Below are 24,766 nucleotides of genomic sequence, written 5' to 3' on the forward strand. Positions count from 1 at the left end.
AGATGCCAGGGGATGAACAGCCGTCCCTTCGCATGAGCCGGACCTTCGGTCCGATGGCATGGCATGTGCGTTTGTGCGGGATAGGTGTTCGGGTACGGGTCAGCCAGGAGGTGGCAGCCTGTGAGTGAGTCCCTCGCCACTGCCCGTACGACCACCGGCCCGGTGGCTGAGCTCGTTCTCACCGGCGATCTGACCCGTCCGGCCCGGCTGACGGTGTCCGATCTGCTGGTCTGGCCTCAGCACCGGGCACAGGTCAGTTTCGAGTGCGCCACCAGCGGCGTCCAGCGCCACCGATTCACCGGACCGCTCCTGCACGACGTCCTTGTGGACGCCGGCCCGGGCTTCGACCCCACCAAGCGCAAGGATCGCCTGTGCTTCCTGGTCGCCGTACACGGTGCGGACGGCCACCGAGCGATGTTGTCAAGGGCCGAGATCGCCCCCGACTTCGGGCGCGCTCCTGTTCTGCTCTGATTCGTCTGATCCCCGTCGTCTGGGACGGCGCCACCGCCCGGCCCGCCGGTGCCGACAATGGGTTTGGCAAGGCGTGGCGCTGCGGCTTTGGTGCCCTTATCCTGTTGACCGCTCCCGGCAGGCAGTGCTGGAGTCGGCACGTGGACAGCATCCCCGCCAACCGGCGGTTCTGGAACCAGATCAGCAGCGCCTACCAACACAGGCACGACCCGCAAATCGGCGCCACACCCCGGCTGTGGGGCATGTACTCCATCCCCGACGCGCACCTGCAAGCCCTGGGCGACGTCACCGGCAAGCGCGTCCTCGAACTCGGCTGCGGCGCCGGCCAGTGGTCCAGAGCGCTCGCCGCCGAGGGCGCCACCGTGGTCGGACTCGACCTGTCCGAAGCCCAACTCACCGCGGCCGCGAGCGCGATGGGAGCGGCCCGCTACCCGCTGGTGCAAGGCGCCGCCGAACAACTCCCCTTCGCCACCGACAGCTTCGACCTGGTGTTCTGCGACTTCGGTGGACTCAGCTGGGCGCCCCCGCACCTGGCCGTCCCGCAGGCCGCACGCGTCTTGCGCCGAGGCGGGCGCCTGGTGTTCAACGTCGCCAGCCCATGGTTCGAAGCTTGCTACGACGAAGCCGCCAGCCGCGTGACCACGACACTGCAGCAGGACTACTTCGGGCTGGACACCATCGCCGAAGACGACGGCGCGACCAGCTATCAGCTCACCTACGGCGACTGGGTCAAGGTCCTGCGCGGCGCCGGTCTCATCATCGACGACCTCATCGAGCCGCGGCCCGAACCCGGAACACCCAACGGCTACAACAAGACCGACCCACCCGACTGGGCACACCGCTGGCCGGCCGAACTGCTCTGGGTAACCCACAAACCGTAAGTGCCGCCGCGCCGAGACGTGAAGGCATCCCCCCGCCGGACAGGCCCTCCTGGGGGGACCTACCTACAGTTCAGCGACGACGAGCCGGTAACCGACGTCGAGTGTTTCGCGGTCGAGCAACTCGGCGTGGCGTTTGTGCCAGTGGCGGGAGGACAGGTCGTCTGCGAGCCTGGCAAGCCCCGCGCGGAGGACGCTCTCGCCGGACAGAGCAAGGTGTGACATCCCGGCCCGGACTGCTGGATCGAGGTATGCCTCGGGCCGACGCCAGTATGCGGCGCCGAATCCGTCGGTGCAGTCATGCGGGATCCGGACTGTTTCGATGCGGGCGCCTCCCAGCAGTTCTATGAGACGGTCGATAGGGACGGCACGCGCTTCATCGAGCGCTGCCGCTTCGGGCAAGTACTCATCCAGCAGCCAGTATTTGCGGCTGATGTTCTGGTCCCAGGTGAAGATGACGATGCGTCGGCGGGCGATCCGACGCAGTTCCCTGATGCCGGCCGCCAGATCCGTCCAGTGGTGCACGGTCAGCAGGGCCATGACCGCGTCAGCCGCTCCGTCTGCCACGGGGATGGACTCAGCAGTCGCCTGCAGGGCCGGCGCGGAGCCCGCGGGGCGCTGGGCGATCATCGCCGAACTGGGTTCGACCGCGAGCACTGTCTGCGGCGGCTCGTAGGAGCCGGCCCCCGCCCCCACGTTGATCACTGTCTCGGCGTCGCCGAGGGCCGCGTGGATCTGCACGGCAATCCGAGGGTCCGGTCGACGCGTGCTGCGATAGGTCCTGCCGATGGTGTCGTAGGTCGTCACGACGGCCAGTATGGCGGGTCACGAGGGCTCCCATCGCTGCGTCAGGTCAGCATGACTCGGCCGACGCCCGTCGAGATCAGCATGCTGCTGATGGTGGTGCTGCCCCCTGACGCCAGCCTGCCGGCGACACCATCGCTCGCCCGGAGCGGTATCGGCCCACGCCGAGGAACGAGGAGGTCTCTCCGGTCATGAGCGCCCCCGGATGAGGAGTGGCCGACAGTAAGGAGATCGTCGGCCCGGCCTTGATGACCGCCGTCCCGGCGAGGCGGCGAGAACCGCGGCGTCGCTCTCCCCGAGATGGGGCTGGACGTGGTGCCGGCCCGGAGTCCGGAAGTGGGTGCCGGTCGGCGAGTTGGCTCACGCCAACGTTGTGCGCACAGAGAGCGGGCCGGGAGCGTGCCGTACGACGTTTGCTGCGCAATGCCTCGATACGCCCAGGGTTGCGGCCCGATCGACGGGGCGGCAACGCCGACCCCGGTCGCGTGGCTCGGCGCTGCGCGCCGCTCGTCGGCCCCGGCGACGCCGGCCGAGCCAGCTCAGCAGCCGTCACTCGCTCGCAGACACTGCCCAAGTCACCGCCGACGACCATGATCCCCTCGGTTCCCGTAGAACTTTTTGTTCATGCGGAGCGGCCGGAGCCCTGGAGTGACGTCCGGCGAAACCTCCTTTGGGACGGCACTGCTCATCCTTTGGATGCAGGGGCCTGTTGGTCTTCAGGGACGATGTCGGGTCGCCCAGGTCCCCCGAGGATTGCTGAGGAGGCGGCGGGAGTGTCCCGGCGTCCGGCTAGATGGGAGTGGACCATGGCAGAAGTGACGCGGCGAGGTGTCCTGACCGGCGCTGCAGCACTCGGGGGAGCTGCGGCCGCCGGGGTGGCGGTACATGGCATGACGGCACATCAGGCCATGGCGTCGCCCGTGGGTGGCGAGGAGGCCCCGGTGGGCCCGATCACGGTCGCGCCCGGCGATCCGCGTTACCGGTCCCTGACGCACCGTGGCTGGAACGCGCGTTTCGTCGGCAGGCCGGACTGCGTACACGTGGCCGGCTCCACCGAAGAGGTCGTGAGCGCGGTGCGGCAGGCGGTGCGGGAAGGCAAGCGGATAGCCGTGCGCAGCGGCGGGCACTGCTTCGAGAACTTCGTCGACGACCCGGCGGTGAAGGTCCTCATCGACTTGTCTCCCATGGCATCCGTCTCCTACGACGCCCGCCGCAGGGCGTTCGCGGTCGAGCCGGGAGCTCTGCTGGGGGAGGTGTACCGCAAGCTGTTCCTCGGCTGGGGCGTGACCATCCCGGCGGGCGCGACAGCCGAGGTCGGAGTGGGAGGACACGTCCTGGGTGGCGGATACGGGACACTGTCGCGTCGGCACGGCTTGTCCGTCGACCACCTCTACGCTGTGGAGGTCGTCGTGGTGGAGGCGTCCGGCGAGGTGCGCAGTGTGGTGGCCACATGCGAGCCTTCCGACCCTCACCACGATCTGTGGTGGGCGCACACCGGTGGTGGCGGTGGGAACTTCGGCATCGTCACGTGTTATTGGTTCCGCGACCCGGCGGCGAAGGGCGAGGACCCCGCGCGGTTGCTGCCCCGGCCGCCGGAGTCCGTGATCTCTTTCTACGCCTCGTGGCCCTGGAAGGACCTGGACCAGCGTTCGTTCGCCCGGCTGGTGCGCAACCACGGAAGCTGGCACGAGCGCAACAGCGGCCCCGACTCGCCCTACGCCGGTCTCTTCAGCATTCTGATGCTCAGATCGCGCAAGGGGGACAGTGTCACTCTGGCCGGTCAGCTGGACTCCAGTGGCCGGGGCGCGGAGCGGCTGATGCACGACTACGTGGCCGCGGTGGGCCGTGGAGTGACGGTGGAGCCGGTGCGCGGCCATGAGAGTCAACCATGGCTGCAGGCCGCCGGAGCCGTACAGGAGAGTGCCGCGGCGCCGTTCAAGGCCAAGGCGGCCTATCTGCGCCGTCGCTTCACGGACCGGCAGATCGAGGTCATCCACGAGCGGTTGTCAGGGGAGAAAGGGGCCGGTCTCGACGGGGCGGTGTGGTTGGTTTCCTACGGCGGCAAGGTCAACACCGTCCCGGCGGACGCGACCGCCGTCGCGCAGCGGGACTCGATCCTCAAGGCGATCTATCTGGCCGAATGGCAAGCCCAACAGGACGCCGGCCCCGGGCTTCAGTGGGTTCGCGACCTCTATCGGTCCGTGTACGCCGAAAGCGGTGGTGTGCCCGTACCGGGCGGGGCGAACGACGGCGCATTCATCAACTACCCGGACACCGATCTCGCGGATGCCGACCTGAACACCTCCGGCACCGCGTGGCACACCCTCTACTACGGGGGGAACTACCCCCGGCTGCAGCGGGTCAAGGCCCGCTGGGACCCACGCGACGAGTTCCGGCACACTTTGGCCATCCGTCCGCCGAAATGACCCCAGCGCGCCTGGGCCGCTTCCGCGGCCGCGCACTCAGGTGCCGGGCCGGGCTGTGGCGTTGGGCGTCTGCTGGATCAGGACGGTGGTGGCGCGTTCCAGGAGTTCGCAGAGTGAGGCACGTTCGGAGGGAGTGAACGCGTCGGTGAGCGCGCGCTCAAGGATGACCACCTCCTGGTAGGCGCGGTCCAGCAGTGTCTGGCCCGCATCGGTGAGCGTGGCGATCTGCACCTTTGCGTGCACCGGGGACGTCTCGCGGCGGATGAGGTCTTTGGTCTCCATATTCGCGAGCACGCTGCTCATGCTCTGTTGTGTCACCCCGCAGGAGCGGGCCAGCTGGGCGCCGGACATGCCGCCTTCGCGCGAGAGGGTCACCAGCACGGTGTACTGCGTCATGGTCAGCCCGTAGGTGCGCAGCGCTGCCTCATGGTGCGCCATCAACGCCTGTTCCGACCGCCTGATCCGGGTGCAGAGGTCATTCTCGATCGGGGCTTCCATCGCGTACTCCCACTCCAGTAACAGGTTCATGGGTTGACTCAGGAACCTTATATACGTACTGTCCTCGACTGTAAGGATACTGAGTCAACCCAGGGGGCTGTAACCATGAAGGCTGTCGTTCTCGACACCGATGACCACTACCGCGTCACCGAACTCGATGAGCCCACTCCCGGCCCCGGCCAGGTGGCCATCCGTGTGGCCTACGCGGGGATCCAGTGGGGCGACACCATGGTCCGGGAAGGTCGCTTCGCCGTGCCGCGTCCCTTCGTGCCGGGGTTCGAGGCGTCCGGGCACATCGTCGCGGTCGGCGAGGGTGTCGACGCACGCCGTGTCGGTGAGGCCGTCACCGCGCTGACCCCCTCAGGCGCCTACGCCGAGGTGGTCCTGGCACCCGCCACGCTCACCTTCGGCACCGGCGACATGCCGCTGAGGACAGCCGCGGGTCTCGGGTGGGGATCATCGACCGCCTACGACCTGATCAACACCACCGCGCGGGTGCGGCCCGGCGAAACCGTGCTGATCCACGCCGCCGCGGGCTCGGTCGGCACGCTCGCCGCGCAGTTCGCACGACTGGCCGGAGCGGACCGGATCGTCGGTGTGGTCGGGACCGCCGACAGGGCCGAGTACGCCGCGCAGTTCGGGTACGACCAGGTCCTGTTCCGCGAGGAGTTCCCGGCCAAGCTCGGCGACGAGAAGCCCGACGTCATCCTCGACCCGGTCGGCGGCCCGACCCGCACCGCCGGCCTCGAGCACCTCGCGGCACACGGCCGACTGGTGGCCTACGGCTACCTCGCCACGTACGAAGCCGTTCACGCCGATGCCAACGACCTCCTCATGCAGGGCAAGTCCCTTCTGACCTACAACAGCCACCTGCTCAGCCAGACCCACCCCGAGCGGCTCGCCGAGAGTGCCCGCCACGCACTCGCCCTCGTCGCCGACGGCAAGGTCCGCGTGGACATCACCGCCGAGTACGCCCTCGAGGAGCTGGCCACGGCCGTGCAGCGCCTCGCCGAGGGCGCAACGCACGGCAAGAGCATCCTCCGCGTCGCCTGAACAGAGCACCGTTCCCCGGCGCCCCGGCGCCCCGGCGCCCCGGGCGTCGCCCGGACAGGCGGCGTTGGCGCGGCCGTGACGCTCGGCGCCGCGCGAGCGACCCATCCCAGAGGGGTCTGGGCTTCTTGGCGTCGTACGCCGTCGGGGGAGCGTCAAGACCGGGGGACGGTGTGCCAGGAACGCGACAAGGAGACATGTGGAGGTGCGATCCCACCCGGAAGCTGGGCTTCCGACGTGGAGGTGTGATCACTATGCCGACGGTCTCCCAGGGAGAGAACACGGCCGACGCCGTCAACAGGGCAGGCGAGGAGCCTCCTGATACCGCTGCGGATCCCGGCGGTCGGCACAAGCTCACCGCGACACAGGGCCTGGCGGCGCTCTCGCTGGACGCGATGGCGTCCGTCGCGTACGGCCCGGAGGCGATCGTCCTGGTCCTGGCCGCCGCGGGCGCGCACGGGCTCGGCTTCACTCTGCCCGTCACCCTCGCGATCGCCGGGCTGCTGGCCGTGCTCGTCGCTTCGTACCGGCAGGTGATCGCGGCCTTCCCGAACGGCGGCGGTGCGTACGGAGTGGCCAGGGCACATCTGGGCAGGAGAGCCTCGCTCGTCGCCGCGGCCTCTCTGATCCTGGACTACGTCCTCAATGTGGCCGTCTCGGTGACCGCCGGAGTCGCGGCCCTCACCTCGGCCTTCCCGGCGCTGTACGACGAGCGGGTGTGGATCTGCCTGGCCGTGCTGGCCCTGGTCACGGGGATCAATCTGCGTGGCGTCGTGGAGTCAGCACGGGCCCTCATCGTCCCCACGGCGATCTTCGTGGGCAGCGTCTTCGCCATCATCGCCATCGGGCTGTTCCGTTCCGAGCCGGTCAGCACCGCCACCGCCGACGGACACGCGTCCGCCCTCAGCCACGGAGCGACCACGGTCGGCGCGCTGCTTCTGCTGAAAGCCTTCGCCTCCGGCTGCTCGGCGCTGACCGGCGTCGAGGCCGTCGCCAACGCCGTACCGTCCTTCCGCGCCCCGGCCGCCCGGCGCGCACAGCGGACCGAGGTGGCCCTCGGCGCACTGCTCGGCACCATGCTCATCGGCCTGTCGGTGCTGATCGGACGCTTTCACCTCCAGCCGGTCGAGGGCGTCACCGTCCTCGCGCAGCTCGCGGACGCCTCGCTCGGCCACAACTGGGCCTTCTACGTCGTCCAGTTCGCCACCATGGTGCTGCTCGCACTGGCGGCCAACACCTCCTTCGGCGGCCTGCCCGTCCTCATGGGCCTGCTCGCCCGGGACAACCACATGCCCCATGTGTTCGGCCTCAAGGCCGACCGACAGGTCCACCGCCACGGCGTGCTCGCACTCGCCGGTGCCTCCGCCGCCCTGCTGATCGTCTCCGGCGGCGACACCAACACCCTCGTACCGCTCTTCGCCATCGGCGTCTTCGTCGGCTTCACCCTCTGCCAGACCGGTATGGTCCGCCACTGGCGCCGGCAACGGACACCCGGTTGGCGAGGGAAGGCCGCACTCAACGGATGCGGTGCGCTGCTCACGGGCGTCGCCGCGGTCGTGGTGACGGCCACCAAGTTCACCGAGGGCGCCTGGCTCATCATGATCGCCCTGCCGCTGCTCGTCCTTGCCTTCGCGCGTGAACCGGGCGTACGAGAGTATCGGCGACGCCCTCGGCCTCGGCAGTATCCCCGACGCCCCGCGCCGGGACCGTTCCCTGGTCGTCGCGCACGCACTGCGCCGCGAAACCGACGCCGTGATTTGCCGACTGCGCTTCCGGCTCCCGGCGACGTGAAACCGTGTCCTTGTGCGCGGGCTCAGCGCCCGCACGGCGCCGCTTGACCGATTCACCAGGGCCCGACTCACCAGGGAGGCGGTGGCAAGCGGTCAGTGTGCTCCACTGTCGGACCGGTGGCCGTGGTGTTCCTCATGTGCCTCGGCCTCGAAGGCGGCTGCGTGTGTTGTCTCCTGGTGGGCCAAGAGGGACAGCAGATCGGCGACGGTGGCACCGGCGTCTGCCGGATGGCGTAGGAACGTGCCCGGGGGGATGCGGTAGACGTTCGACCGGCCTTGCCGGATGTGGGTGAGATAGCCACCGTCTTCGAGGTCGGTGATGATCTTTTGCACGGCGCGTTCCGTGAGCTGGCAGCGGGTGGCGATGTCGCGGACGCGGATGGTGTGATCCTCGAAGATCGCGGCTAGCACGCGGGCGTGGTTGGTGAGGAACGTCCACGTTGTGCGTGATTCCGGTGCTCGATCCATGGCCCTACGATACGGCGGCCGATTCACGCATTCAAAAGCCTGAAGTAGATTTCGTGTAATAGTTGACGTGAAAGCCAGGTAAGGTGATGCTGGAAGCGCGGACCACCTGTATGCGCCGGGAGCACCCATGTGTCAGCACACGACTCTCCCTCGGGAGAGGCCTCGCCCTGAGTGCGGCGCCGATTTCGGACCACTCCAGCGGCCGGAGCCGCTGACGCTGAGTGTCGACGCCTCCGGTGACCACATCGTGGTGGCGGTGGCCGGTGAGCTCGACCTTGAGACCAGCCCACCGCTGCAGTACGCGCTGAGCGAAGCATTGGACCGCTGTGCAGGAGTCGTGGAACTGGATCTCGCGGGGGTCGGTTTCTGTGATTGCTCCGCCCTCAATGTCCTGCTGCGAGCGCGTCTTCGCGCCCAGCGGACTTCCAAGCGCCTCGTCCTGCGGGCGACCAGCCCGGCCGTGGAGCGGCTCCTCGGGCTGACCGGTACTCTTCCGCTCTTCACCGGATCGGACGGAGAAACCAAGCCCGTGCCGCCCCAGCCCATGCCCGCCCCTGCGGCGTGATTCGGCAGAACCCGGCAGGGGCGGCGGGGCGGATGCGAACGCGACCGGGCCCCTGCGCCGCCCTGCCCCGCATCGGGCCTGGCCGGCCATGTGTCCGCCCCCGTCGTGTGCGCGTTGACAAGGCGTACGCCTCCCGCAGGAGCCTCGCCCATCTGCGCCGCCGCGGGATCCGTTGCACCATCCCGGACAAGCCTGACCAGGCGCGCAACCGCCAGAAGCTCGGCTCCCGCGGTGGTCGGCCGCCCTATTTCGACCCGGCCGACTACCGTGAGCGTCAGGTGGTCGAGTGCGCGATCAACCGCTCGCGGTCCGACACGAGGCGACCGTCCTCGTCGCGACCATCAACGAGTGGCCGCGAGCAGCTTCTTCGCGAATGGCCGGTGGTCGTTCACTGATCCTTCGGTTCGAATGCCTGCGCGACGGCAAGGCTGTCCTCGTAGACATGGTGCCGGGTGACAAGGCCGTCTGTGACGGTGAGATGCAGAGCGAACCGCGCCGTGTAGGCACGTCCGGTGGGCCTGGCGGTCTGACGGATCTCGCCCAGCACGACCGCGTCGCTTCCGTCGATAAGGATGCGCTCGACCTCAGTCGCCACATGCTCCGGCACGTGGTTCTCGGTGAGCTCGCGATAGTGGGCGGCCGCGTCGGCCCGGGTGGAGCGGTGACGGATCCACGGCGTGGCAGTACGGCCGTGCTCGTCCTCCGGCCAGTCGAGCTTCCAATCACCCTCCTCGGCGTACAGCTCGGCGATGTGCTCGGGGTTGCCCTTGGCAATCCTGCGCAGCAACTCTTCCACCACAGTGCGCGTGTGTGTGGGTGTGGCTATGGACATGGCCGACCTCTCCGTCCTGGTCCGCTTCCTCCGACGCGGAGTGATCACCAACCCTGCCAGTATGGGCACGCCGCGACGATTACCTCGGACGTAATCCGCGCGGATCACCAACCTCTCCGGACAGCACACCTAGGGCCGTCCAGCGATCGACATGGCCCCGAGACATCCTCATGGCGTGATTTCACCTGACCGCCCATCAGGTGAAGCTTCTTGTCACCGCTTTCCCGCGCAGCGACATGAAGCTTCTTCTGATGGATGGGTCCTCTGACCGACGGCGTGTGGGGAACGACGAGGAGTGGTGTCCTGGTGCGCGGGGGAGTCGGCCCGCCGAGCGGCGCGGCGTGTCAGCGCTGACGGGTGTCACTGGCACCGCGAGTAGTCGCATCCGTGCGCCCCAGCCGGAACAGCCACCCTTCCCCCTTCGCCCCCAAGCGCTCACTCTGCTGCCAGACCAACGAGGAGAGACGCTCGTCGGGTGTCGTCACGACATGGGCCTGCGCAGCGAGCACGCCTCCACAAGCGCCGTTGCCTCCACCGGACTTTCCCTGCTGACATGAGCCACGTCGCTCGTGTGTGGCAGCGCCCAGCCGACCGCCGGTGCGACGCCTGGGACAGCGAGGCGACCGGCGTCGGCTACCCGCCGGACGAGGGCTCTGGTGGGCGGATACCGCTCCCGTCATCGAGTGCGGCGAGACCCGCCACCACTGCCCGTGCAGAGGAAGCCGGTCAGACCGCGGCTGGGTTCGGTCAACCGTCACGCAGGTATGGCACCCACCAGGCCACCGTCGATGACGAGGTCCTGGCCGTTGATGTAGGAGGCGTCGTCCGAGGCGAGGAACGCCACCGCCGCGGCCACCTCTTCCGGGCGTCCGAAGCGGCCGGCGACGATCTGGCCGGTGATCGCCGCTGCCTCGGTCGGGGTCAGCGCGGCAGCGGGGTACATCGGGGTGTCGATGTAGCCGGGGCTGACGGAGTTGACCCGGATCCCGCGCGGGGCGAATGCGGGGGCGAGGGTTCGGGCCAGGTTGTGCACGGCGGCTTTGGTCGCCGAGTAGAGGGTCAGGACGCTGTTGCCCCGGTGGAGGGTCCAGGAGGCGTTGATGACGATCGAGCCTCCGTCTGCCAGCAGGGGCAGCGCCTTTTGGATGGTGAAGAACACACCTTTGACGTTGACGTCGACGCCGTGGTCGAAGTCCGGCTCGGTGATGTTCTCGAACGGCAGGAAGGTACCGGTACCGGCGTTCATGAAGAGGCAGTCCAGGTGGCCGTGACGCTCCCGGACGGTCGTCATCAGCCTGTCCAGCGCGCCGAGGTCGGCGGAGTCGGCCACGAGCCCCGAGGCCTGGGGGCCGAGTTGGCCGACGGCGGAGTCCAGCCGTGGTCGGCTGCGGCCGGTGACGATGACGTGGGCGCCTTCGGCGACGAGGCGATGGGCGGTCGCGAGGCCCATGCCGCTGGTGCCGCCGGTGACGAGGACGGTCTTTCCGGTGTAGCGGTTCATGCTGGGGTTCCCCTCAAGGTGTGTGTGAGATGGTCGCTGAGACGAGGCAGCCAGGCAGACCGCGCGTTTCCCAGGAGGTGGTCGCCGTGGGGGACGGACAGGTAGGTGCCGTGTGGCGCCAGGCGGGCCAGGGACTCGCCGTTCGTCACGCCGGGGATGACGTCCTGGCCGCCGTCCACGACCAGCAGCGGGGCCGTGATGCGGGGCGCCAGTGCAGTGAGGTCCACATGCCGTGCGAACGCGCGGGCGGCGTCGGGTCCCCCCGCGCGCTGAGCCATGATGTCCCTGACTGGCTGCGGTAGTTCGTCCCAGTCGAGGTGGAAGGGGCCGCTGACGGTGGCGACGGCCGCCACGCGCGGTTCCAGCGCCGCGGCACGGGCCGCGAAATGGCCGCCCAGACTCAGACCGACGAGCCCGACACGCGAGGCGCCGAGGGCGTCGATGGCCCGGCCCACGACCCGCTCGTAGTCCGTCACGAAGGTGGTGGTGGCCGCGAGCACGCCCTGACCGGGACCGTCCATCGCGAACACCGACAGTCCTCGGGCCAGCAGCGCGGCCGCGAGGTCGAGGAACTCTTCCTTGGCCGAGTCCAGGCCGGGGACGACGATCACGGTCCCTGGTGCGTCGGAGGGGCCACGCAACCAGCCGGTGAATCCCTCACCGCTCACCCGTCGCGCGCCGGGCTCCAGGAGGGTGAGAGCTCTGCTCAGGGCGTGATCCGCCTCGGCGGCGGCGCGATGCGCTTCCGCGTAGGGCGCCAGGGTGGCCAGGTGGAACCACCGCGCCGCCACCAGTAGATGTTCGCCCGCCGAGCGGGCCGACCCTGCCTCCTTGGCGTGCAGGAGGTAGCTGTGCCCGACGCGGGAGAAGGCTGGGCCCCAGTCGGCGACGGATCGGAGGCCATGGGTGATCCGCTGGTACTCGTGAGGGTCAACGCCTGCGCCGGTGGCACGGGTCCACTGGGCGGCGGTGAACGCGGTGGGGCTCATCGTGCTTCTCCCGTCAGCAGGACAGCCTTGCCGCGTATCCGGCGTTCTCTGAGATCGACCAGGGTTGCGCCGGTCTGTTCCCACCCTGCGACGCGGCCGATCTCCGGGTGCAACCGGTCCTGCGCCACCAACCCCACCAGTGCGGAGAGGTCGCGGCCGTACGGGGCGCCGGCATAGTGGAAGTGCTGGATCGTCACGCGCTCGGGCCCGCCGAGGAGGTCGAAGAAGTCGAGGGTCACCGGGGTGCGGCTCACCTGGCCGAACCAGATGAGCAGGCCCCCGGGCCGTACCTTGGACAGGGCGAGTGGCAGATCCGGTCCGCCGGTGGACTCCAGTACGACATCGAACGGCCCCTCAGCCGTCGCGACGTCGTGCACCACCCGCGCGCCCAGTGCCGTGAGCCGCTCGCCGCGCGGCGGGGTGGCGGTCACCGCGGTCACCGCCGCTCCGGCTCCCACGGCCAGCTCGGTGACGTAGTGGCCGACACCGCCTGAGGCGCCGGTCAGCAGCACCCGTCGGCCGGCCAGGGAGCCTGCCGTACGCAGCAGCCGCAGAGCTGTGATCCCGGCCAGGGGCAGAGCTGCCGCCCGCGGGCTGTCGACGCTGTCCGGAAGGACCGCGAGCGAGTGCGTGGGCACGGTGGCGTATTCGGCCCAGCCGCCCTGGGCAGGGTGTCCGACGACGCGGGTGCCCACGCCGGGGCCGGAGCCGTCGGCTGCCGCCTGCACGACGAGCCCGGCGATGTCTTTGCCGGGCAGCAGGCCCGGTCGTGGGCGTTCGAGGAGGAATGTCTCGCCCCGGTTCGGGGCGAACGCCTCGACTTTGATCAGTGCTTCGCCGGGCTCCGGCACAGGCTGGGAGACCTCGGCGAAGGCGACCGGGCGCACCGCTTCTCCGGTGGGAATCAGTCGTTGCATGGAGAGGATGCAACCTCCCTTGCCGCTCAGGGAGCCAACAACGAACAAGCGCAACCGACAACCTTTGGTTGTCACCTATGGTGGGGCCCATGGATCTCGACGTGGCGCAGGTACGTGCCTTTGTGCGCACCGCCGAAGAACTGCACTTCGGCCGCGCGGCCGGGACGCTCGCGATCTCCCAGCAGGCGCTGTCCAAGAGGATCTCCCGCCTGGAGTCCCTGCTCGGCGCCGCACTCTTCCAGCGCGGCGGCAACGGAGTACGCCTCACCGAGGCCGGGCAGCGTTTCCTCCTACCTGCCCGGCAGACCGTGGCTGCCGCCGATGCCGCGGTCGCGGCGGTCTCCGGGAAGGAGCGTCCGCTGCGTATCGACGTCTGGGGACACCTCTACGCGCCGATGCGGACGCTCGCCCAGGTCGCCGGACGAGCCGGGGAACTGACGCTGGGGCACGGCCGCGATCTGCCATCGGTGACGACTGCCCTGCTGCGCGGCGACATCGATGCCGCCTTCGGCCGAGTCCACCCCCCGTTGCCTGGGGGACTCGCGCACCGCCTCGTCCGTCTCGAACCAGTGGACGCCGTACTGAGTGCGGACCATCCGCTCGCAGCCGAACCGGCGGTGCGGCCCGATCAGTTGCGCGACAGTACGCTGTGGACACCTGGCGCACTGGACCGGCTCGATTTCCTCCACCGGTTCGCCGACCGGTTCGGCATCCAGAACACCGCCATGAGCGTCAACCTGGGACTCGAGCACTTCCTGGCCGAGGTGGCGGGCGGCTCGCGGGGGTTCTCGCTGGTGCCCGCTGATGTGCCGCTGCCACAGGTCCCAGGAGTGCGCTCCGTCCCTCTGGTCGATCCCACGCCGCTGTACTCCTGGTCGCTGCTGTGGTGCACCGGGAATGAACACCTGAGGCTGCATGACCTCGCCGCCGCCTGCGCGGCGGAAGCAGGGCGAAGCCGATGGCTGGAGTACGACCCGACCCGCGACTGGCTGCCTGAACCGCCCACGAGTGAGGTCGGCTCGGACGAGCGGTGATCTCCGGGGAGCTGGTCGGGGGCCGTACCCGAGCACCCGGGGACGGGGAGGCCGCCGATGCGGGGGCAGGTTTCCCATGTCAGCTGGGCGGGTCGTCGGTGGTGGCTCGGCCATCGAGAACGACGCCGACATCCCCGGCCGACTGCATGGCGGTATGCGGGGCGCCAAGCTTCGCGAGGTCTTCGGTAGCTTCCGGCCCAGCCGCTTCCAACTCGCTTCAACACGCGTGAAACTGATGACCATGCAGGTATCGGCGTCGGGCCCATCGCACCGCTGTCGTCTGCGGACGCGGCCAAGGTGGCCAACAGCCGGGTGCGGACGATCCACGGCGGGACGGGTCGGCGAGCATAAGGACGGCTTACGCAGCGCATCGGGAAATGCCCCTTCTGGTGATGCCTGGGGCGTGCGCAGCCTGGAAGCAGCCGTCTTCTCTCCGCGCAGGCGAGCGTGGCACCGGTCCGAGGCCGCTGATTCGAGGAATACCCCATGCACCTGCTCAAGCCCGTAGCGCATCCGACGAGCCGAGTCGACCGACAGCCCGCCGACCGGGCCCACGCGGCTCACGGCACGGCCTCGCAGACCAGCCGACTCGGCCTCGCCGGGGCCGTACAGCCGGTGACCGCCGCTCGCCGACACGCTCATGACACCCTCCGGTGCTGGGGCCTGAGCGACGCCGTCATCGACGACGCCCTGCTGGTGGCCGCGGAGCTGGTCGCCAATGCCGAAGAACACGCGGCGGGAGCCGGTGGTCCGCTGGAGATGCGGCTCACCTTCCGAACCGGCCACGTGATCATCGCGGTCAGCGATGCAGAGCCCCGGCGCCCCGTGTATCACTCCGTCGACAGCGGCGCCGAGTCCGGGCGAGGCCTGGCCATCGTCCGCGCGCTCGCTCAGGCCCACGGCTGTGGGTTCAGCGCGGGCCGGAAGACGGTGTGGGCGAGGCTTATGGCGTCGGCCGGACCCTCCGGGACCGTTCAGCCCGCTCGCAAGAGCGCATGAGCACCCGCCGAGTCCGCCCGGCCCGGCCTCCGCGTCCTGGGCGACCTCACACGGAGTGACCGGGCTGGATCCCGGCCCGGCACACATCAGGTCCGTCGGCCGGCCATGCGCCGACGAACGAGCAGTTGCGTCAGAGCCCGGGTCGCCGGCGAGGAATCGGCGGCACGTGTCGTGATGTGAATGTTCCGGGCCGCTCCCGTCGGCTCGCTGATGTCCAGGTAGGTCACGCTCGACCGGGGCGCGGCTGCCAGCCCCGGGACGAGGGCCACGCCGAAGTCGGCCGCCACCATGTCGAGCAGCATCTCGTAGTGGTCGGAGCGGAAGGCGATGTCCGGTTCGAAGCCCTCAGCGCGGCACAGGAGTTCGGTGACTGCCTGGAACCCCTCGCTCGGCACGGTCGAAAGCCAGGTGGCTTCGGCGTAGTCGCGAAGCCGTGCGGTCGTCTGGCCCGCACGCCGCAGGTGTGGGGGGACGGCGAGCAGGATCCGGTCGCAGTGGAGGTGGAGCTGTCGCAGCCCACGCAGGTCGGGCGGGGACAGGTGCTCGTACTGGTGTGTGACGGCCAGGTCGATTTCTCCGGCGGCCACCGCGGGGATCGCGTCCTCGGGCTCGACTTCGGTGAAGAACAGGGAGACGTCGGCGTGCCGCTGCCGGAAGGCCATGAGAGCGGGCACGACCAGGGGGGTCGCGGCGGTGGCGAAGGCCGCGACGCGCATCCTGCCGCCGCGCAGGCCGGAGACGGCGTGAACGGCCTCCTCCGCGGCATCGAGTTCCGCGAGGACACGGTGGGCGTGTTCGACCAGGACACGACCGGCTTCGGTCAGGCGCACGCTCCGCGCCGAGCGTTCCAGCAGAGCGATGCCCAGGTCCTGCTCAAGTGTGGACAGCTGCTGGGAGGCCGCCGAGGCGGTGCAGCCCGCGCGCTCCGCGGCACCGGCGATCGACCCGGTACGGGCGACGTCCCGGAGCAGGCTCAGTCTTCGAGGATCGAGCATAAGGAAATCATACGCTCAGACGAAGCAGGTGGGTATCGTCCGATGCTCAGCCGCTGGGAGAACGTGGCTCGACACACCGTCGAACCCCAGGAGGGCTCATGCCGTCCACACCTTCCGACGCCGTGGCCGGGCAGCTGGCCCCGCGCCTGGTCCGGCCGCCTACGGCCGAAGACCTGGACCGGGCGTGGCGGACGGTCAGCGCCCACCTGCCTCCCACACCGGTCGACCTGGGCACCCCCGGTCCGTCCGGCGCAGAGCTCGCCCTCAAGCTGGAGTCCCTGCAACCCACGGGATCCTTCAAGGTCCGTGGAGCGCTCGCCTCGCTGTCCGCCCTCCCCGAGGGCGTCCGCGTCGTCACGGCGTCCGCCGGCAACCACGGCCTGGGCATCGCCTACGCGGCTCGGGCCCTCGGCCGACCGGCCACCGTCGTCGTCGCCGAGAACGCCTCACCCGCCAAAGTGGCCGTACTGCGCCGTTTCGGCATCGACCTGGTGCAGACCGGAAGCTCCTTCGACGAGGCCGAGGCGCACGCCCTGGCCCTCGCTGACCACGGTGCCCATTACCTTTCCGCATACAACGACCCGTACGTCATCGCAGGTCAGTCGACTATCGGCCGGGAACTGGACACGCAGCTCGACGGCGAGCTGACGGTGGTGTGCGGCATCGGCGGCGGCGGGCTGGCCTCGGGCCTGGGCCTGTGGGCCCGGGCGCGTCCCGGCGTCCGGGTGGTGGGTGTGGAGGCCGAGGTGTCCACGGCGGTCAGCGCGGCCGTGCGGGCGGGGCGACAGGTCAGCGTGCCCATCGGGGAGACCCTTGCCGACGGCATGGCCGGAAACATCGAACCCGGCGCGGTGACGCCCGGCCTGATCGCACGCCATCTGGCGGCCACGGTGACGGTCACCGAGGCCGAGATCCGCGCGGCGGTGCGCTATCTGGTCACCGAACGGGGCTATGTCGCCGAGGGGTCCGGCGCGGCCGCAGTCGCGGCCCTCCTGGCCAGCAAGGTGCCCCTCCACGGGCGTGCGGTGGCCATTGTCTCCGGCCGCAACATCACGCTCACCGCGCTCGCGGACGCGCTGGAGCCACCCACCTGACCTCGTCCGTCCACGACCCGCACGCCGACGCGGCCCGAGACATCCCGGCCTCACATCCGGTGGCCCGCCGGTTCCGCGAGCCGTTCCTCACCCCCGCTTCGCTCACACACTTCCCGAACCGCCTCCTCGTGCCCCCAGGGAGAAACCATGTCCACCCACAGTGGTGCGCTGCCACCGCGCCGTACTCGCCTGTGCGTCCACGCCGCTCTGGCGGCAGGCCTCGCTCTGGCCCCCGCCGCCTGCGCCAACCCTGACGACGCCGGTTCGTCGCCGTCCGCGGCCGCGAGCGGGGCGAAGACCACGGAACCGGTCAAGCGCGACCCGGCCCTGTACTCCATGGTGCCGGCCGACTATCGGAAGGCAGGCCGCATCAAGGTCGCGACCAACGCCCCCTTCCCGCCCTTCGAGATGTTCGCCGGGGCCAACAAGCTCACCGGGCTGGAGATCGACCTCGGGCACGCCCTGGGCCAGCGGCTGGGTGTGCCGTTCGTGTTCTCCCAGCAGCCTTTCGACGGTCTTCTGCCGGGTCTGCAGGCAAAGAAGTACGACGTGCTGATGGCCGGTCTGTTCGACACGAAGAAGCGTGAGAAGACCATCGACTTCGTCAACTACGCGCGGTCCGGCTCCGCCGTCATGGTCGCCAAGGACAATCCCGCAGGCATCAAGGAGCTGGCCGACCTGTGCGGCACGCAAGCCGCCGCGCAGACCGGGGCCCAGCAGATCGCCTTGCTCACCAAGCAGAGCCGCAGTTGCACCACGAGCGGCAGGAAGGCCGTCGTCATCAAGACCTTCCCGCAGTTCTCCGATGCCCTGCTCGCCTTGAAGACCGGCAAGGCCGACACGGTCCTCGGTGACCTGCCCGCCTTGCGCTACTCCGCCGAGAAGGACGGATCCGTCGAGGTCGTGACCGATCCGGCCGCGCCGAGCGGGTACGACGCCCAAGCGATGGGCATCGGGCTGGCCAAGGACCAGTCGGCCCTGCGCGAAGCTGTCCGGAAGGCGCTGGCCAGCCTGATGAAGGACGGAACCTATCGCGAGATTCTCGGCACCTACGGCGTCGGTCACATCGCCGTGCGGACCCCGTCCGTGAATCAGGCAGGGGGCTGAGGCGATGACCCACGTTCCGCCCACCACCGTACCCGCGGCCTTCCACGACGTGGACCTCCCCGTCCGCAAGCTCCGGAGACCGGGCCGAACCTTCGCGGCCGTCCTGGCGACGCTCTGCGCCGCCGGTATCGCCTGGAGTTTTGCCACCAACCCCAACGTCGAATGGCATACCGTCGGCGCCTACCTGTTCGCCCAACTCACGGTCCAGGGCGTCTGGGTGACGTTCTACCTGACGGTGGTGAGCATGCTGATCGGAGTGGTCGGCGGCACGCTGATCGCCGTGATGGCACTGTCCGACAACTACGTGCTGCGCACCATAGCCACCGCCTACACAGCCCTGTTCCGCGGTACCCCGGTCCTCGTGCAGATCATCTTCTGGGGGTTCATCGGAGCGTTCTTCCCCAACGTCACCATCGGCATTCCCTTCACCGGCATCGTCGCGTACTCGGCCCCGACCAGCAGTCTGGTCTCGGCGACCACTGCCGCCATCCTGGCGCTCGGGCTCAACGAGATCGCCTACGCGGCGGAGATCGTCCGCGGCGGCATCGAGTCCGTGGACCCTGGCCAGCGCGAAGCGGCCGGCGCGCTGGGACTGAGCCCGGCCACGACGATGCGCCGCATCGTCCTGCCACAGGCGATGCGGGTGATCGTGCCCCCCATGGGCAACGAGGTCATCACCATGCTCAAGACCACGTCGCTGGTCTCGGTCATCGCGGGCAACGACCTGATGACCAACCTCCAGCAGGTCTACTCCCAGAACTACAAGGTCATCCCGCTGTTGGTGGTCGCGTCCCTCTGGTATCTCGTGCTGACCGCGGTCTTCACCCTCGGGCAGCGTCAGCTGGAGAGGCACTACGGCCGCGGCACCCTGTCCGGGTCGGCCCGCAGGAGACAACTGCCCAAGGACTCCGGAGCCTCGGCGACCGGGAGGTCACGATGAACACCCCCATGGTCAAAGCGGTCAGCGTGCACAAGGCGTTCGGCCACAACGAGATCCTCAAGGGGGTCGACTTCACCGTCGAACAGGGTGAAGTCGCCTGCCTGATCGGTCCGAGTGGTTCGGGCAAGAGCACCTTCCTGCGCTGCATCAACCACCTGGAGAGCATCGACTCCGGACAGCTGTACGTCGCCGGTGAGCTCGTCGGATACCGCCGGCACGACGGCTGGCTACAGGAACTCTCCGAGAAGGAGAGCGCCCTGCGCCGCAGCGGCATCGGAATGGTCTTCCAGCGGTTCAACCTCTTCCCGCACATGACCGCCCTGCAGAACATCACCGAGGCGCCCCAGCGCGTCCTGGGGCGTACCCGGGCCGAGGCCGAGGAAGACGCCCATGGCCTGCTCGCCCGCGTCGGCATGGCGGGGCGGGAGAACCACTACCCCTCACAGCTGTCGGGAGGCCAGCAGCAGCGGGTCGCCATCGCCCGTGCCCTGGCCATGCGGCCGAAACTGATGCTCTTCGACGAGCCGACCTCCGCCCTCGACCCCGAACTCGTCGGCGAGGTGCTCCACGTCATGCGGGATCTCGCGGAATCCGGCATGACCATGGTGGTGGTGACCCACGAGATGGGCTTCGCCCGCGAGGTCGCCGACCAGGTCACCTTCCTCGACGACGGCTGCGTCGTCGAGCACGGCACCGCAACGGACGTCCTGACCACACCCGCGCACGAGCGCACCCGCGCCTTCCTCGCCCAGGTTCTGTAGGAGGCGGCCCCATGACCACGCCGGACGCCGCCGAGGGTGTACCGGACCGGCACGGCCTCGACGAAGTGGTCGAGCTGTGCCGGGACCTGATCCGCATCGACACCAGCAACTTCTTCGACGGAACCGGGCCGGGGGAACGGCTGGCGGCCGAGTTCGTCGCCCACCGGCTCGACGAGGCAGGCATCGACAGCACCATCCTCGAAGCCGCCCCACGCCGCACCAGCGTGGTCGCCAGGATCCCCGGACGTGACCGCGCACGGCCGGCCCTGCTCGTCCACGGCCATCTCGACGTGGTGCCCGCCGACCCGCACCACTGGTCCGTCCACCCCTTCTCCGGTGAGATACGGGACGGCTGCCTGTGGGGCCGAGGAGCCGTCGACATGAAGAACATGAACGCCATGATCCTTGCCGCCGTACGACAGCTGGCCCGAAGCGGTGAACTGCCCGCCCGGGACGTGGTCCTGGCGTTCCTCCCGGACGAGGAAGCCGGCGGCCACTACGGATCCCGCTGGCTGGCCACCCATCACCGCGACCTCCTCGACGATTGCGACCAGGCGGTCAGCGAGATCGGTGGCTTCTCCATCGACCTGTCCGGAGCCGCCCGGCGCGTCTACCTCATCGAGACCGCACGCAAAGGTGTCGCCTGGCTGCGCCTGCGGGCCCGCGGTACACGCGGCCACGGATCGCTGCCCACGGAGGACAACGCCACCGCGCACCTGGCTGACGCCGTGACCCGGCTGGCCCGGCACGTCTGGCCCCTCGAGCTCACCCCGACCACCACCCGCATGACGGACGAACTCCGGCAGCTGACCGGGATCGACGTGACCGAGGATGACCTCGCGGGCACCGCGCTCGCCCCCATCGCCGGGCTGATCGGCGCCTCCCTGCGGCACGTGGCCAATCCGACCGTGCTGCGGGCCGGAGACACCATCAACGTCATCCCGTCCGAAGCGGAGGCGCTGGTGGACGGCCGGTTCGTCCCTGGACTTCACGAGGAGTTCCTGCACACCGTCAGGGAACTGGTCGGTCCCGAACTGGAGATGGACGTCATCGACCTCACCGCCTCGGCCGAGGCCGACCCAGGCGGCGCACTGGTGGACGCCATGCACCGGGCTCTGCGTGCCGAAGATCCCGCCGCAACGGTGATTCCCTACTGCTCTGCCGCCTCGACCGACAACGCCTCCTTCGCTCCGCTGGGCATTCAGGGTTTCGGCTTCGCTCCGCTGCAGCTGCCTCCCGGGTTCGACTTCGCGTCCATGTTCCACGGCGCTGATGAGCGCGTTCCCGTGGAAAGTCTCCGCTTCGGAGCCCGCACTCTGTGCCGGTTCCTCACCGACAACTGAAAGCCCGGAGCAGCACAGTGCCCCGGTCTCCGACCGACCCCGGTCCCTCATCCGGCACCCGGCTCGGACGATGCAGGGCCCTGCTCCTCATCACCCGGCCGACGCCCCCGTCGCCACGACCCACCTCAGCTCCGTCATTCAGCACCCCGCCGTCCGGCCCCACCGTGCTGACCACCCACAACCCCTCGGGCAGCCAATGATTGAGTCCTTCCCCAGCCAAGCCGACCGCCGTCACCGCAACGGTGGCGATCTCGTCATCGAATCCCTGGAGGCCCTCGGCGCCTCCACCGTCTTCGGCATCCCGGGCCAGCACGCCCTGGGGCTCTTCGACGCGCTCAGCCGCAGCGGCCTGCGATTCATCTCCAGCCGTGTCGAGAACAACGCCGCCTTCGCAGCTGATGGACACGCCCGCACCACAGGGCAGGTCACCCCGCTGCTGCTGTCCACAGGACCCGGGGCCCTGACGTCGCTCGCAGGGCTGCAAGAGGCCATGGCGGCCTCGGCGCCGGTGCTCGTGATCTGCAGTCAGATTCCCTCCGCGGGCCTCGGCGGCGCCCGGCGCGGTTTCCTGCACGAACTGCCCGACCAGCAGGCCGTCACCCGCGGTGTGGTGAAGTCCGCTCACCTCGTGCGCTCTGCTTCCCAGATCCCCTCAGCGATCGCTCGGGCGTGGCAGGAGGCAGCGACGGCCCCCAACGGCCCGGTGTGGGTCGAGATCCCCCAGGACATCCTGCTCGCCCCGGTGACACTGCCGCCGGTCGAGGATCTGGTGGTCCGTCCGCTGCCACTGCGCCCACGCGCCGAACTCGTCTCAGAGGCGGCCCGCATCCTCGACGCGGCCGCACGCCCGGTGATCCTCGCGGGCGGGGGAGTGGTTCGTGCGGGAGCCCAGAGCGTGCTGCGGGAGCTGGCCGAACGTCTTCACGCACCGGTGGCGACCACGTTCGGCGGCAAGGGCGCGTTCCCCTTGGAACATCCTCTGTCCCTGGGATCCTGGCTCGAAGACCGTCACCTCACCGAGTTCCTGGAACAGGCCGACGCCCTGCTGACAGCGGGTACCGGTCTTGGTGAGCTGTCCAGCAATTACCACACCTTCGCCCCACGCGGCCGGATCATTCAGGTCGAGGCCGATCTGGGCAAGCTGGAATCGAATCACCCCGCACTGGGCATCCACGCCGATGCGGGCACCGCCCTGGAGCAGCTTGCCGCATCCGTCAGCCGCCGCGATTCCCCTGCCCGGGCACAGCAGGCGGTGGCCGAAGTGCTGGCCCGCGTCCGCGCCCGTCTCGATGCCCAGGACCTCGACCTCGAGCAGCAGGTCCTGGCCGCCGTACGCAGCGCCCTGCTCGACGATGCCCCCAGCTTCTGGGACATGACCATCCTCGGCTACTGGGCCTGGTCCGCGTTCGACCCGCGCGACGGCGCCTTCCACTCGGCACAGGGCGCCGGAGGACTCGGCTACGGCCTGCCCGCCGCCATCGGCGCGGCCGCCGCCCGCGACGGGGCGCCCGTCCTCGCCGTCAGCGGGGACGGCGGAGCCATGTACTCCCTTGCCGAGCTCGCCACCATCCGCCAGCACAACCTGCCCGTGACGTGGCTGATCGTCGACGACGGCGGCTACGGCATCCTCCGCGCATACATGATGGACGCCTTCGGGCAGTCAACGGCCACCGATCTGACCCGTCCGGACTTCACGGCCGTCGCGCGGTCCTTCGGCATCCCCGCACTCACGACGACACCCGAGCGTCTCGAGGCCGATCTCTCCGACGCACTCGCCTCGGGCGAACCCCGTGTCGTCGTGCTCCCCGCCGTGCTGCGCATGTTCGCCCCCACCCACCTGGAGAACGCATGACCGCCCCGCCCGTCCTGACCAACGTCGTGGACAACCGCAGAATCGTCGGCGTCGGCGCCACGAGCCACCTCATCGACCCCAGCACCGGCAAGGCGACCGGGCTGGCCATGGTGTCCACCGCCGCCGACGTCGACCTGGCGGTACGTGCCGCGCAGACGGCGTTCACCTCGTGGCGGCGCAGCACGCCCAAGGACCGCCAGCGGGCGCTGCTGTGCCTGGCGGAGGCCCTGGAGACGCACGCCGAGCAGCTCGCCGACGCCGAATGCCGAGAGACCGGCAAGCCCCGGCGTGTCGTCCTGGAGGAGGAGATTCCCCAGTGCGCCGACCACCTCAGATTCTTCGCGGGGGCTGCCCGGGTCCTCCAGGGCACCGCTGCCGGTGAGTACGCGGAAGGGCACACCTCACTCACACGACGCGAGCCGTTGGGCGTCTGCGCGCAGATCACGCCGTGGAACTATCCGCTGATGATGGCCGTATGGAAGGTCGCCCCCGCGATCGCCGCCGGGAACACCACTGTGGTCAAACCCGCGGAGTCCACGCCCACGACAACGGTACTGCTCGCGGAACTGGCGGCTTCATTCCTGCCCCCGGGGGTCCTCAACGTCGTGCTGGGTGACCGTGACAGCGGGCGCGCCCTCGTCGCACACCCCGGTGCGGCGCTTGTCGCCATCACCGGTTCGACCCGGGCAGGCATCGAGGTTGCCCGGGCCGCGGCGGACGGGGTCAAGCAGACTCATCTCGAACTCGGCGGCAACGCGGCCGTGGTGGTCTTCGACGACGCTGACGTCGAGGAAGCCGCCGACGGCATCATCGCCGCAGGTTTCTACAACGCCGGCCAGGACTGCACCGCCGCCTCCCGCATCATCGCTCACGAGGCGATTCACGGGGCACTCCTGGACGCCCTCGTCACCCGGGCCAAGGCGTCCGTCACCGGCCCACGGGTCCAGGGTGACCTCGACTTCGGGCCGCTCAACAGCCAGACCCAGCTGGACCGTGTGACGGGACTCCTCGAACGGCTTCCGGGCCACGCCACCCTCCACACGGGCGGTCACCGTGTCGGTGACCGCGGGTTCTTCTTCGCCCCCACAGTGATCTCCGGGTTGCGCCAGGATGATGAGATCGTCCAGGAGGAGGTCTTCGCCCCGGTCCTGACGGTGCAACGGTTCGGCAGTGAGACCGAAGCCGTCCAGGCCGCCAACCACCAGCCGTACGGACTGGCGGCATCGGTGTGGACCCGTGACCACTCCCGGGCACTGCGCATGTCCGCAGAACTGGATTTCGGAGCCGTCTGGATCAACACCCACGGTCTTCTCGCAGCGGAGATGCCGCACGGCGGCTTCAAGCACTCCGGCCATGGGAAGGACCTCTCGGCCCACGGCCTGGACGACTACACGCGCGTCAAGCACGTCATGAGCACGGTGCGCTCCGTCTGACCCGTCCCCCTCCCAGGCC

General features: G+C 69.5%; 21 protein-coding genes and 2 pseudogenes. 15 read left to right on the forward strand and 8 right to left on the reverse strand.

Features of this window, described 5'->3' with window-relative positions:
• Positions 1 to 120 precede the first annotated feature (120 nt).
• Together AC07FT_RS11780 and AC07FT_RS11785 are read left to right on the forward strand one after the other, a co-directional pair.
• Positions 121 to 468: pseudogene (locus AC07FT_RS11780) on the forward strand (molybdopterin-dependent oxidoreductase); the annotation flags it as partial.
• Positions 469 to 611: 143 nt separating this feature from the next.
• Positions 612 to 1,352, forward strand: coding sequence for a class I SAM-dependent methyltransferase (locus AC07FT_RS11785; protein ID WP_479175999.1), 741 nt, complete (start codon positions 612 to 614; stop codon positions 1,350 to 1,352).
• A gap of 63 nt (positions 1,353 to 1,415) precedes the next feature.
• On the opposite strand, the gene AC07FT_RS11790 is transcribed toward AC07FT_RS11785, so the two are convergent.
• Complete coding sequence (locus AC07FT_RS11790; protein ID WP_479176001.1) at positions 1,416 to 2,156, reverse strand: methyltransferase domain-containing protein; 741 nt, start codon at positions 2,154 to 2,156, stop codon at positions 1,416 to 1,418.
• An 887-nt stretch (positions 2,157 to 3,043) separates the two neighbouring features.
• Here AC07FT_RS11790 and AC07FT_RS11795 point away from each other — a divergent pair.
• Entirely contained in the window at positions 3,044 to 4,579 is a 1,536-nt protein-coding gene (locus AC07FT_RS11795) for an FAD-binding oxidoreductase (RefSeq protein ID WP_479176003.1), read from the forward strand.
• Between the two features lie 36 nt (positions 4,580 to 4,615).
• Here AC07FT_RS11795 and AC07FT_RS11800 read toward each other — a convergent pair whose 3' ends face one another.
• Complete coding sequence (locus AC07FT_RS11800) at positions 4,616 to 5,107, reverse strand: MarR family winged helix-turn-helix transcriptional regulator (RefSeq protein ID WP_479176005.1); 492 nt, start codon at positions 5,105 to 5,107, stop codon at positions 4,616 to 4,618.
• 75 nt (positions 5,108 to 5,182) lie between these two features.
• Between AC07FT_RS11800 and AC07FT_RS11805 the strand changes: the two genes are divergently transcribed.
• Entirely contained in the window at positions 5,183 to 6,130 is a 948-nt protein-coding gene (locus AC07FT_RS11805) for a quinone oxidoreductase family protein (RefSeq protein ID WP_479176007.1), read from the forward strand.
• 251 nt (positions 6,131 to 6,381) lie between these two features.
• Positions 6,382 to 7,849, forward strand: a pseudogene (locus AC07FT_RS11810) (APC family permease); the annotation flags it as partial.
• A gap of 161 nt (positions 7,850 to 8,010) precedes the next feature.
• Here AC07FT_RS11810 and AC07FT_RS11815 read toward each other — a convergent pair.
• Entirely contained in the window at positions 8,011 to 8,385 is a 375-nt protein-coding gene (locus AC07FT_RS11815; RefSeq protein ID WP_479176009.1) for a helix-turn-helix transcriptional regulator, read from the reverse strand.
• Positions 8,386 to 8,512: 127 nt separating this feature from the next.
• Here AC07FT_RS11815 and AC07FT_RS11820 point away from each other — a divergent pair, with 127 nt between their 5' ends.
• Positions 8,513 to 8,950 (forward strand): STAS domain-containing protein, encoded by a 438-nt coding sequence (locus tag AC07FT_RS11820; protein ID WP_479176011.1) that lies wholly within the window; start codon positions 8,513 to 8,515, stop codon positions 8,948 to 8,950.
• Between the two features lie 388 nt (positions 8,951 to 9,338).
• Here AC07FT_RS11820 and AC07FT_RS11825 read toward each other — a convergent pair whose 3' ends face one another.
• The 4 genes from AC07FT_RS11825 to AC07FT_RS11840 form a co-directional block, all read right to left on the reverse strand.
• Positions 9,339 to 9,782, reverse strand: a complete 444-nt coding sequence (locus AC07FT_RS11825) for a nuclear transport factor 2 family protein (RefSeq protein WP_479176012.1) — start codon at positions 9,780 to 9,782, stop codon at positions 9,339 to 9,341.
• A gap of 754 nt (positions 9,783 to 10,536) precedes the next feature.
• Complete coding sequence (locus tag AC07FT_RS11830; RefSeq protein WP_479176014.1) at positions 10,537 to 11,283, reverse strand: SDR family NAD(P)-dependent oxidoreductase; 747 nt, start codon at positions 11,281 to 11,283, stop codon at positions 10,537 to 10,539.
• The gene (locus AC07FT_RS11835) at positions 11,280 to 12,272 is read right to left on the reverse strand and encodes an alpha/beta hydrolase family protein (RefSeq protein WP_479176016.1); all 993 of its coding nucleotides are present in this window, start codon (positions 12,270 to 12,272) and stop codon (positions 11,280 to 11,282) included. Before AC07FT_RS11835 ends, AC07FT_RS11830 begins: the two co-directional genes overlap by 4 nt.
• Complete coding sequence (locus AC07FT_RS11840; protein ID WP_479176018.1) at positions 12,269 to 13,189, reverse strand: zinc-binding dehydrogenase; 921 nt, start codon at positions 13,187 to 13,189, stop codon at positions 12,269 to 12,271. The genes AC07FT_RS11835 and AC07FT_RS11840 overlap by 4 nt, the downstream gene beginning before the upstream one ends.
• Before the next feature lie 89 nt (positions 13,190 to 13,278).
• Here AC07FT_RS11840 and AC07FT_RS11845 point away from each other — a divergent pair, with 89 nt between their 5' ends.
• Together AC07FT_RS11845 and AC07FT_RS11850 are read left to right on the forward strand one after the other, a co-directional pair.
• Positions 13,279 to 14,223, forward strand: a complete 945-nt coding sequence (locus AC07FT_RS11845; RefSeq protein WP_479176019.1) for a LysR family transcriptional regulator — start codon at positions 13,279 to 13,281, stop codon at positions 14,221 to 14,223.
• A gap of 486 nt (positions 14,224 to 14,709) precedes the next feature.
• Positions 14,710 to 15,222, forward strand: a complete 513-nt coding sequence (locus AC07FT_RS11850; RefSeq protein ID WP_479176021.1) for an ATP-binding protein — start codon at positions 14,710 to 14,712, stop codon at positions 15,220 to 15,222.
• Between the two features lie 86 nt (positions 15,223 to 15,308).
• Here the strand turns inward: AC07FT_RS11850 and AC07FT_RS11855 are convergent, their stop codons facing one another.
• On the reverse strand, positions 15,309 to 16,217 hold the full coding sequence (locus AC07FT_RS11855) for a LysR family transcriptional regulator (protein WP_479176023.1): 909 nt from the start codon (positions 16,215 to 16,217) through the stop codon (positions 15,309 to 15,311).
• 98 nt (positions 16,218 to 16,315) lie between these two features.
• Between AC07FT_RS11855 and AC07FT_RS11860 the strand changes: the two genes are divergently transcribed.
• The 7 genes from AC07FT_RS11860 (at position 16,316) to AC07FT_RS11890 (ending at position 24,747) form a co-directional block, all read left to right on the forward strand.
• Positions 16,316 to 17,311 carry a threonine ammonia-lyase gene (locus AC07FT_RS11860; protein WP_479176025.1) on the forward strand — a complete coding sequence of 332 codons (996 nt, stop codon included), beginning with the start codon at positions 16,316 to 16,318 and terminating at the stop codon, positions 17,309 to 17,311.
• Between the two features lie 147 nt (positions 17,312 to 17,458).
• Complete coding sequence (locus tag AC07FT_RS11865; protein WP_479176027.1) at positions 17,459 to 18,418, forward strand: ABC transporter substrate-binding protein; 960 nt, start codon at positions 17,459 to 17,461, stop codon at positions 18,416 to 18,418.
• A 4-nt stretch (positions 18,419 to 18,422) separates the two neighbouring features.
• Complete coding sequence (locus AC07FT_RS11870) at positions 18,423 to 19,358, forward strand: amino acid ABC transporter permease (RefSeq protein WP_479176029.1); 936 nt, start codon at positions 18,423 to 18,425, stop codon at positions 19,356 to 19,358.
• An 8-nt stretch (positions 19,359 to 19,366) separates the two neighbouring features.
• Positions 19,367 to 20,119 carry an amino acid ABC transporter ATP-binding protein gene (locus tag AC07FT_RS11875; protein ID WP_479176214.1) on the forward strand — a complete coding sequence of 251 codons (753 nt, stop codon included), beginning with the start codon at positions 19,367 to 19,369 and terminating at the stop codon, positions 20,117 to 20,119.
• Between the two features lie 11 nt (positions 20,120 to 20,130).
• Complete coding sequence (locus AC07FT_RS11880; RefSeq protein ID WP_479176030.1) at positions 20,131 to 21,462, forward strand: M20/M25/M40 family metallo-hydrolase; 1,332 nt, start codon at positions 20,131 to 20,133, stop codon at positions 21,460 to 21,462.
• Positions 21,463 to 21,658: 196 nt separating this feature from the next.
• Entirely contained in the window at positions 21,659 to 23,314 is a 1,656-nt protein-coding gene (locus tag AC07FT_RS11885) for a thiamine pyrophosphate-binding protein (protein WP_479176031.1), read from the forward strand.
• Positions 23,311 to 24,747: a gamma-aminobutyraldehyde dehydrogenase gene (locus AC07FT_RS11890; protein WP_479176032.1), complete on the forward strand. Its 1,437-nt coding sequence runs from the start codon at positions 23,311 to 23,313 to the stop codon at positions 24,745 to 24,747. The genes AC07FT_RS11885 and AC07FT_RS11890 overlap by 4 nt, the downstream gene beginning before the upstream one ends.
• The last annotated feature ends 19 nt before the right edge of the window (positions 24,748 to 24,766 follow it).

Source organism: Streptomyces sp. NPDC045899 (assembly GCF_056431485.1).